Genomic DNA, 10,079 nt, shown 5'->3' on the forward strand with positions numbered 1-10,079 from the left:
CGGTCCAGGCAGGACAGTAGCGGCGGGACGCCGCCCGGCTCAAAGCAATTTCCCGCTCCACGAGCGGTGGGGCGCGCCGGAACGTGCCGAGGTGTTCCGTCACGGGCGAGGCGCGAACTGGATCACGACGACCCCGGCCGACGTGGCGACGCCGAGGAGGCCGTCGTCGATCGGGGCGACCCGCTCGATGTCCGCGCCGACGTGGATGTCCGCGACCGGGTCGGGGGAGCCGTGTGCCAGGACGACCAGCCGGTGGTCGCCGGTGGCCACGGCCAGCGCCTCGCGTCCGCCCACCGTCACCATGCGGGCCTGCCCTTCCCCGACGCGGTGCCCGATCCGCCGGCGCCACTCCCCGCGTCCGGGCTCCGGGCCGGTGAAGTCCCGGACGGTCACCTCGGTGAGGTTCGTGCCGGGGGCGCTCCGGGTCAGCACCAGGCAGGGCCGGCCCTGCCACACGCCCACGTCTCCCAGTACCTCGTCCGGCCCGATGTCGATGACCGTCTCGCCCGCACCGGCCTCCTGGCGGTCCTCGGGATACGTCAGCACGCGCAGGAGGCGCGCCGAGTGACTGCTGACGATCAGAAGCAGGCCGTCGTGTTCGACCGCTTTGGCGTACCGCGTGAATCCGACCCGCCAGTGGTGCCGCAGGCTCCCGTCCACATCCCAGACCCCGACTCCCGTGTCGGTCGCCCCCACCAGCACCGGTTCGCCGCGCAGCTTCGCCACGACGAGGTCCCACACCTTCGAATGCCCCTGCAGCCGGGCCGCCACCGGACCGTTCCCGTGGAAGACCAGCGCCTCACCGTCCCTCTGGTACAGGACCACGGGAGCGCCCGGCGCGCTCCGCGCGAGGTGCGGGGAGTGCCAGCCCTCGGGCCGCTCCCGGTCGAACCGCTCACCGGAGCGCGGTTCGATCACGGCCAGGTTCCGGGGCCAGTTCCGGTCCAGCGCGACCAGGACGCTCCGGCCGTCCCTCACCCCGCTTTCGCAGTCGACGGAGCCGAGTTCCTGGCTTCCCGCGAAGACGGGGTGGTCCGTGTCCGCCGCCACGCGCGCTTCGCAGACCTTCAGCGCCGGCCCCTTGTCGGCGAAGACGACCGCCAAGTCGGCGGCGCCGCCTTCGGACAGTGCCCAGGCATGGGCCTGGCTGCCGACGCCGGTCGACGAGACCGTCATCTGCCCGGCGATCAGTTCCAGGCTGGTGCGCTCGTACTCCACCCGCATTCGCAGACCCTCGGCACCCTGTCTGGCGAACGCCAGCCACGCGCTGGTGGAGTACGTGTGCCACTCGCGCAGCCGGCGGCGGTCGACGGTCCGGTCGGAGGTCCGCAACCGCCCCCGCCGGTAACCGCTGGACGTCGCCACCTGCGCCTGGCCGCGTACGACGACCAGGTCGAGGACCTCGTTGCCCTGCGCCTTGCCCTTGTCACGGGCGGCCTTCGGCCGGCGGCCCCGGCCGGGCTCCACCGTCCAGACCACGAGGTCGGCGTTGCGCGGGCGCAGCGTGGAGGTGTCGAAGCGCCTCGAACCCGCCGCGGCGGCGACGATCAACCGGTCGCCGTCGACGCCGAGCGCGGTGCGGCAGGACCCGTTACGGCGAGGCCGCGGCCCTCCCGCGAGTTCGGCGAGTTCGGCGCCCGTGGCCATGTCCACCAGGCGTACCGCCGTCCTCTCGGGGAGCGCGGCGACGCACCGGTCCTCCCAGGGCGCCGCGCCGACCCGCAGAACCTCCTCCTGGCGTTCGCCGATGGGCACCGGCGGCCCGAGCGCGCTCTCCGCGGCGAGGTCCCAGACCTGGACGACGGACTCGGCCACCCGCCGGTACTGGACGAGAAGCCACGGCCGTGCGGCGTCCCCGCAGGCCGAGAGCGCGACCACGTCGCCGGGCAGCGGCGGCAGCGCGCCGAGCGGCTCGCCCGTGACGTAGTCGATCCACCGCACACCGCCGGGCCGTTGGGCCGCGGCGATCACACGCCGGCCGCCGACGTCGAGCACCGCCAGCGCGTGCGGCGGCGGATCGAAGGAGCCGACGACCCGGTACGTCCCGGGAGCCGTCGTGGCCCACAGCGCCTGCCACGGCAGACCGGGGAAGGCGTCGCGGATGTTGCCGGCGAGTTCGCGGGCGTCCTCCTGGACGGCGGCCAGGTGCAGTTGCGCCGCTCGGTGGCCCGGGTCCGGCTCGGCGGCCAGGATCGCCGCGCAGCGCCGGAAGGCCGAGCACGCCGCTGCCCCGGCCGCGGTCGTGACGGTCGTCATGGCCCGCTGCAGGGCCGCGGGTTCCGCGCTGAGCAGGAAGCCCGGGTCGGTGACGAGTTCGTCGATGAGGCCCGCGGCCGCCGCGTGCGTGGCGAGGTGCTGACGGATGTACACATCGGCGGCGGCCCAGTGCCGGCGCGGGCGCCCGGAGGCCCCCGGGGTCCGCGGGACCTCGTCGTGCGGCTCCGAGAATTCGGGCGGCTGCGGCGGCTCGTAAAGCTCCGACGCAACCGGCACCTCCGGCACGAGCGCCAGCAGCGCGCGGGTGATCGCGGCCTGGGCCTGCGCCGCGTCGACCTGGGCGCGCAGCTCGTCGGCGAACGACTCGTGATAGAGGCGGTAGACGGAGCGCTGCCCGGCGTCGACCGCCTCGACGATGTGCGCGGCGGCGGCGTCGAGGATCCAGGCGACGTCGCCGGCCGTGAGCGCGGAACCGGCGAGCCGTGAGGCGATGGCGGGCCACAGCGCGGCGCTGGACAGGCCCACCCCCTCGGCGAAGGCGAGCGGCAGCAGCAAGGCGCGTGCGCGATCGGCGTCGGCGCCGAGCTGGTCGGACAGCGCCCAGCGGAACGCGGAGGCCGCGGGAGCGGGCAGTTGCCCCGCCCAGTCCGGACGGCGGGTGTCGACGGGCTCGGCCCTGCGCGCCAGCGCACGGGCGACGAGCCGGGCCATCAGGTAGTTGCGGCCGGCGCGCCGCGCGATGGCCCGCGCCACGGGTTCGGCCTGCTCCGGGGTGTACGGGCCGCCGCTGCCCGGCCCGTCGGGCGCCAGGAGCAGGCGCCGGGCGTACGCCGCCAGGTCCTCGGGGGTCGACCACCGGGCGTCGTCCAGGTCCAGGGCGGTGAAGCCCGCGCCGAGGGCGGCGCGGACCTGGGGGCGGGTTCCCACGGCCAGCCTTACGCACGGCAGCGCCGCCAGGGGCGCCAGGAAGGTCTCCGCGATGCGCTGCGGCTCGGAATCGCCCCCCGCCGTTCCGGCCTCGTCCAGGGCGTCCACGACGATGACCAGCGGTTCCGTCCGGCCCTGCAACTCCCGCAGCAGACCCTCGGGTCCGGCACCCGGATGCCCGGCGGCGTCCGCCACGCCCGCGACGACGTCCCCGAGGAGCTTGTGGCGGGCGTGGATCGCCGCGTGCACCCGCTGTTCCGGCGGCCTCGTTGCCGGGGTGAGGTCGGTGAGGAGGGCCCGCTGGCCGGGGTCGGCCAGCAGCACCAGCCGCCCGAGCAGGGAGGACTTGCCCACTCCCGCGCTCCCGGTGACCACCACCGCCCTGCCGGGTGCCTCCGGCGCCCCGTCGGCCCACCGCGCCAGCGCCGCGAGGGCCGCCGTACGCCCGCTGAAGTACGAGCCGTGCTCCGCCGGGCCCTCCAGGCCGCGGCCGCGCGGGCCGAAGTGCTCCAGCAGTTCCTCGCGGCGGCGCCGACCCTCGCGGCTGAGCGCCGCGCGCTGGTCGGCCAGGTCCATGACGCCCCGGCCCGGGGCGTCGGGCACGTACCGGGGGTTGGGCAGGAAGGGGAAGCCCTCGCCGCTGGGCAGCGTGCCCAGCGCGGCCTGCTGGAAGGGGCTCTCCTCGGCCAGGATCTCGTTCACCCGGTCGACGACCTGCTCCAGATACAGCTTGGCCTGGTGCGTGCCGCCGATGGTGGGGTCGGCGACGGCCGCGCGCAGGGCATGGGCGAAGGAGCCGTCCCGCGCGAGCTCCTGGGGGCGGGCGGCGGCGATGACGGCGAAGGCGGTGAGGCGGTGCTGATCGGCCTGGCGCGTGGCGAGGGCACGGGCGCTCGCCCGCAGCGCCTCCACACCGCCCTGGCCCGCGTAACAGGTGTCGATGATCAGCAGCAGCCGCCGCAGCCCGCACTCCGTCACGATTCCGACCAGGTCGTCGGTGGCCACGGCGGTACCCGCCAGGCGCCTGACGTCGCTGTCCCGGCACAGCAGGTAGTGGCGTTCGTCGATGCCGCGGTCGCCGTGCCCGCTGTAGTAGAGGACGAGCGCCCCGTCCTCGTCCTCCCGGTCGGCCGCCCACTGCGACAGCTCCCGGCGCAGCTCGTCGGCCGACCGGTCCAGCGCACGGCCCGCCGACTCGTAACCGAGGCCGGTGAAGACGGCGTCGACGGTCTCCAGGTCCTCGGGGACGCACACGAGCGGGTCGTTGTGGTCGTAGCGGCTGGTTCCGGCGGTGACCACCCAGCGCCGGGGCTCAGTGGTCACGGGGCGTCCGGCCCCCTCAGCGCGCGGGCGATCGCCGCGCCCGTCTCGGCGGCCGTGAGGTGCGGCTCGATGGCGTGCGCCCGCCACCCGTTGTCCACCAGGACGTCTTCCACGCGCTTGACGGGCGGGGCCTGGGTCCGGCCGGCGGGCGGCTCCTGCCCGGGGAGCGGGGACTGGCCGAAGAGGGGACGCAGGCGCTTGGCCAGCGCGACGACATCGTGGCTGTCGCACAGGTTGGTCCAGCGGGCGACCCGGCCGGGCCACTGGCCGCGGCCGTCCTCGGGAGGCGGCCGGAGCCGGTCGAAGACGAGGTTGGGGATGCCGAGCGGGGAGCCGATGGTGACGAAGTCCGTGACGGGCCACCGCGGATGCGCGCACAGGGCCTCGTAGGCGACGACCGAGCCGAGCGAGTGCCCGACGATCACGCGGGTATCGGCCGCGACGGCCACGGCCACCTCGTCCAGCACCCGCCGCCGGACCTCTGGATCGGTGAGGTAGGCCCGCACCTGCTTCAGCACACCGATCAGGAACCGGTCGGCGGTCCCGGCCAGGAAGCGGGAACGGCTCAGGGCGTACAGCGCCCGCTGCACCGTGCGGGGCACCGGCGCCTTCACCGCCTCGGCGTCGGGCGGCGGCACCGTGCCGGGTTCGAGCCGGGCCGCCTCCCGCCACCAGGCGTACAGCAGGGCCGCCTCTTCCGGCTCGCCGACGTCCCGGTACGTGTATGCGGGCTCGCCCTTCGTACCGGGCGGCCGGAACAGGTGCCCGTAGAAAGCGACTTCGACGTCCTCGGCCCTCAGCCGCGGCCCCGCGCCTGCGCCTCGATCGCGCGCGGTGGCCAGGCCCACGCCGTCGAGCAGCGCGTCGGCGATCCCCCCGTGCAAGGAGCGCGGACCGAGGTACTGCTTGCCCACGCCGTGCACCACCACGATGGCGGCCATGTCCCTCCCCAGCACCGGTACGCCATGCAGGCTGGGAGTCTACGACCCCCCGCGTCCCCCCGCCCGCGGTTCACCACGCGACCCCTCGCGCCGTGCCGGCCCCTTGCGGCCCTGCGTCATTGCGACCCAGCTCGGCTGTCGCGGGCCCTGCGCCTCTCCTCACGACGCCTGCGGCGGGCGGCCCGCGCCCTGCGCGCCCGCCACCAGTCCAGCCGCGCCACCACCAGAACCACTGCGACGGCCACTGCCCACCGCCACAAATGCCGACCCAGCAGCGGCTCCCCGATCAGAAGGGACACCACCGCGGCGACATACGAACCTATCCATGCATATCGCGCCACAAACTTCCGGTACTTCCGCACACCCGCCCCCCTGCTCCCTCCCCGACCGGGAGGCGATCGCCCCTAAAAGAACACTTAAAGAACACTCGTCGAAGAACAGCGGCCCCCCGCCACCAGTCCCCGCGCGGAACCGGACGCCACCAGCATGAGTCATCCGGGGGCCGGCGGCACGTAGAGCTTGTGCCCTTCACAGTTGGAGCGGGCACATCCGTTTCCCTCCCCACGCGGGATCGACGTACAGGGAGGCGTAAATTGGTGCGCCGTTCGGGGTTCGCGCACCGGCACCACGCGACCCCGCGCGGTGCCACCTCCCATTCCGACCTGGCCACGAAACGGAGAAGGGGAAACATGCGCCTTCTGCGCACTCGCGCCGCGCCGGTCGCCGCGTGCCTGGGGACCGGTTTGCTGCTCGGCCTGCTGGGCCCCTTCGCCGGGAAATCGAATGATCCGCTGTGTGTCGCCATCAGCACTGTTTTCTCCGGCGGTTGGCCGTGGGCCTGCTACGCGTTCGCGGTCGGTTGTCTCCGTCGGTCCAAAATCGAGTCGGCACTGCTGGCGTCACTGGGCCTGATCGTGGGGGTAGTCGCCTACTACTTGTTCAAGGACGCAAGCCCCGTCGTTCCGGAAGGAGTGACATCTTCCGCCGTTCCGGCCGGAATGGATCCCGGAGCCTCCGGTGGAGGCGTTTCCTCCCATATTCTCGTGTGGGGAACAGCGGCCGTCGTCTTCGGTGCGCCACTCGGAATCCTGGGCAACCTGGCGCGGGTCCCCGGCATAGGCGGCCTCGCGTTCCGACTGCTCATCCCGCTCGTGGCCTTCATCGAAACCTCCGAGCGGCTGTCGGCAGAGGCGGACGGACAGGCTCGGGCCGTCGTGACGACGTGGCATGTCGTTCGGTTCGCCGCCGGGGCTGCCGCGCTGGTCCTGGTGGGTCACACCGTCCGGCGTTGGTGGCACGGTCGTGGTGCGCGCGCGAGCTCACAAGGGGGTATGAACACGCGCCTCCACTGAACGCGAAAGCCCGAAGCGGGCACGTGCGTCGCCGTTTCGGATCAGCGCGTGGACGAAGAGCCGCTGTCCCGCCGGCGCTTGTCCACTTGACCCGGCCCGTACGGTGTTCGGGTGAGTGAGACGCTGATCGATGAACTCCGCACCGCCTACGACGCCCAGCTCCGTGGTGTCACTCCGCCCGGCGGCAGCACCCGCATCGAACGGGACGGGCCCCTGACCCGTGTCGTCGGCTGGCACCGCGGCTTCGTCACGGGCCCGCGCGACCTCGGTGTGTACGGGGAGGAACTCGACAGGCTCATAGCCCGGCAGCGCGACTTCTACGCCGCTCGTGGTGAGGCGGTCGAATGGAAGACCCGCGGCCATGACCTGCCCGCCGACCTCACCGACCGGCTCACGGCGGCCGGCTTCGTCGCCGAGGACAGCGAGACCGTGCTCATCGGGAAGTCCGCGGACCTTGCCGCCGACCCCGTCCTGCCCGAGGGCGTGAGGCTCCGCCGTATCACCGCCGCCTCGGACCTCCAGCGCGTCGCCGCCATGGAGAGCACCGTCTGGGGCGAGGACTGGAGCTGGCTGGCCGACGACCTCGCCGCCCGGATCGAGAGGGCCCCGGAGGACACCGTCGTCCTCGTCGCCGAGGCAGGCACCGAAGTGGTCTGCTCCGCCTGGCTGGTGTTCAAGGACGGCGTCGACTTCGGCGGCCTCTGGGGCGGCTCGACGCTCAAGGAATGGCGCGGACAGGGCATCTACCGGGCCATGGTCGCCCACCGGGCCCAACTCGCCGCCGTCCGCGGTGTTCCCTACCTCTACGTCGACGCCTCGGCCGACAGTGCCCCGATCCTCACCCGCCTCGGCCTGCACGCGGTCACCACGACGACACCGTACGTCTGGTCGCCCTGAACCGCGGTCGGCCGAGCACCGGTCGGCGGAGCCGCGGCTTCGCCGGCTCAGCCGGCCGGCAGCAGCGATCTGATGCGGGCGGGAACGGCGTCCTTGCCCTGTGCCCCGGTGGGCACGAGGTGATCAGGTGCGTTCCTGCCTTCGTAGAGCACGGGGGGCTGCGGCACGCGCGCGGACGACGGCGGTCGTGGCGCGTCGCCGCAGGTCAGGCTCTCGGAAGGAAGAGTGGCGGGGCGCCGGACAGTCCCGCGCGCATCAGTCGCGAGTCCCTCGACCGGGGCCGCGTCGCGTGCTTCGGCGCCCGCGGGTAACGGGGCCGTACGGCCTCGGCCGGGTGCCCACGGGGCGTACCTCGAAGCCCGGCCGATCGCCTCGGCCAGGATCCGCACCCGCTCCGTCCGAGACCTGGCTCGCCCAGCCGGCGGACCGAGCCCCCAGGCGCGGCGGACGATGCCCCGCCGCCGGTCTCGTCGTCACGTCACTCCTTGCTCACCTGTTCCGTACTCGCGGGCAGCGGGGTCCAGTCGGGCCCCTGCTTGCGGTGTGACGTACAGGAGACGGTTCGTCAAAGCAGTGGCGACGGATCGTCAAGGCACTGATCCGCTCCCCGCCTAGCCTTGCCTCGGCAGCGCATCTGGTTCGCATACATCTCATGTATTTGCGCGCCGGGGACTTCCTTGAGACAGGTTTGGAGGGGCAATGAGAGAACGCTTGGTACGGATCGCCAAGGCATTTTCCGTCGCAATCGCGGTGGCGACGCTTGCGCTCACGACCACAACCACCGCTCACGCGACGACGTACGACCTCAGCAGGACCCTGTACCTGACCGGCTCGCCGTCCAACGGCGGGGCGGACCCGTCCATGGAGCGCAGCGTGACCCTGCAGTCCGGGTACTACTACTGGTACATGGGGGTCACTCCCGTCGGAACCATCGCCGTGACGCAACCGCTGCGCGACATCTACCTGACAGGCGGCACGTACACCTGGAATTGCACTCTGTACAACTGGGACGGCTACTACACCCAGGGGTGCTACCTGAACCTCCCGGGGCACCCGACAGCGGCGGTCACGCGGGGTGCTTTCAGTATCTCCAGTGGTGAGTACGTAATGTTCAGCCAGTTGGAGCCGTACCTTGTCGTGAGCTGACAGCGCGAAGGCCTGTGGTTGCCGCGCGGACTCCGCTGCTGAGCGAACACGCCGACCGGACCACCGGTCCTCGCCAGCGCATGGCCGTGGCCGTGTGGCCCCCGGCCCCGGTCGGCGTCGCCCGGGCCACTGACGTATGTCATTTTCTATACTCGTTCGGGTGGAGGCGGGCCTTGGCCAGGAGGTCGAGTCCCATGTAGGGCGGGCTTCGGTCCATTCGTCGTCCTGTTCGGCCAGGACGGCTCCGACCAGGCGGATCAAGGCGGTGCGGTCGGGGAAGATCCCGACGACGTCGGTGCGGCGGCGGATCTCCTTGTTCAGCCGCTCTTGGGGGTTGTTGGACCAGATCTGCCGCCAGATCTCCCGGGGGAAGGCGGTGAACGCCAGCAGGTCGCCCTGCGCGGCGTCCAGGTGCTCGGCAGCCTTGGGGAACTTGGCTTCCAGGGCGTGAAGGACGTGGCGCATCTGGGCTTTCACCGCGTCGGTGTCGGGCTGTTCGAAGACGGTGCGCAGCAAGGTCGCCACCCAGGGCTGGGCGGATTTCGGCACCTGGGAGGCGAGGTTGCGGGAGTAATGGGTTCGACAGCGCTGCCAGGATGCGCCGGGCCAGACGGCTCCGATCGCTGCTACGAGGCCGGTGTGGGCGTCGGTGACGACGAGTTGGACTCCTGCCAGGCCGCGGGTGGCCGTCGGCGTTGACGCCGACCGCGACCAGCGCGTGGACATTGACGATCCGGCCGCCTTCGCGGACCTTCTGGGTCAGTGCGTCGACCCAGAGGAAGGCGTACGGGCCGCTGTCCAGGGGGCGGCCTCGGAAGGCGAAGACCTGTTCGTCCAGGTGCTTGGCCATCGCGCTGACCTGTGACTTCGACAGATGGGTGACGCCGAGTGACTCGGCGAGCTTCTCCACCCGGCGAGTGGAGACCCCGAAAAGGTAGGCGGTGGCGACCACGGAGATGAGGGCCTGTTCGGCCCGGCGGCGGCGGTCCAGCAGCCAGGTCGGGAAGTAGCTGCCGGAGCGCAGCTTCGGGATCGCGAGTTCGATCGTTCCCGCCCTGGTGTCCCACTCGCGTGGGCGGTAGCCGTTGCGGTGGTTGACTCTCTCGTCGCTGACCTGCCCGTACTCGGCGTTGCAGACCGCGTCGGCATCGGCGGACATCAAGGCGTCGGCGAACGTCTTGACCATCGCCCGCAGCAGATCCGGACTCGCCGAGGCCAGGTTCTCCTCGGCGAGCGCGTGCAGGGGCAGACTGTCAGGTGCGGTCATCGTGCTGAC

At 72.4% G+C, this 10,079-nt stretch carries 5 protein-coding genes and 1 pseudogene; 3 read left to right on the top strand and 3 right to left on the bottom strand.

Annotated elements, in window-relative coordinates; genetic code table 11:
- Positions 1–99: 99 nt before the first annotated feature.
- Complete coding sequence (locus K7G61_RS18440; RefSeq protein ID WP_225847960.1) at positions 100–4,467, bottom strand: caspase family protein; 4,368 nt, start codon at positions 4,465–4,467, stop codon at positions 100–102.
- On the bottom strand, positions 4,464–5,408 hold the full coding sequence (locus tag K7G61_RS18445; protein ID WP_225847961.1) for a GPI inositol-deacylase: 945 nt from the start codon (positions 5,406–5,408) through the stop codon (positions 4,464–4,466). The genes K7G61_RS18440 and K7G61_RS18445 overlap by 4 nt, the downstream gene beginning before the upstream one ends.
- A gap of 689 nt (positions 5,409–6,097) precedes the next feature.
- Between K7G61_RS18445 and K7G61_RS18450 the strand changes: the two genes are divergently transcribed.
- The 3 genes from K7G61_RS18450 to K7G61_RS18460 all read left to right on the top strand — a co-directional run bounded on the left by K7G61_RS18450 (position 6,098) and on the right by K7G61_RS18460 (position 8,803).
- The gene (locus K7G61_RS18450; protein WP_225847962.1) at positions 6,098–6,760 is read left to right on the top strand and encodes a hypothetical protein; all 663 of its coding nucleotides are present in this window, start codon (positions 6,098–6,100) and stop codon (positions 6,758–6,760) included.
- Between the two features lie 111 nt (positions 6,761–6,871).
- Positions 6,872–7,657 (top strand): GNAT family N-acetyltransferase, encoded by a 786-nt coding sequence (locus tag K7G61_RS18455; protein WP_225847963.1) that lies wholly within the window; start codon positions 6,872–6,874, stop codon positions 7,655–7,657.
- A 699-nt stretch (positions 7,658–8,356) separates the two neighbouring features.
- Positions 8,357–8,803 (top strand): hypothetical protein, encoded by a 447-nt coding sequence (locus tag K7G61_RS18460; protein WP_225847964.1) that lies wholly within the window; start codon positions 8,357–8,359, stop codon positions 8,801–8,803.
- Positions 8,804–8,942: 139 nt separating this feature from the next.
- Here K7G61_RS18460 and K7G61_RS18465 read toward each other — a convergent pair.
- Positions 8,943–10,070: pseudogene (locus K7G61_RS18465) on the bottom strand (transposase).
- Between the last annotated feature and the right edge of the window lie 9 nt (positions 10,071–10,079).

Origin of the sequence: Streptomyces sp. HPF1205 (genome assembly GCF_020400825.1) — a bacterium.
In the GTDB taxonomy this organism is placed as follows: Bacteria; Actinomycetota; Actinomycetes; order Streptomycetales; family Streptomycetaceae; genus Actinacidiphila.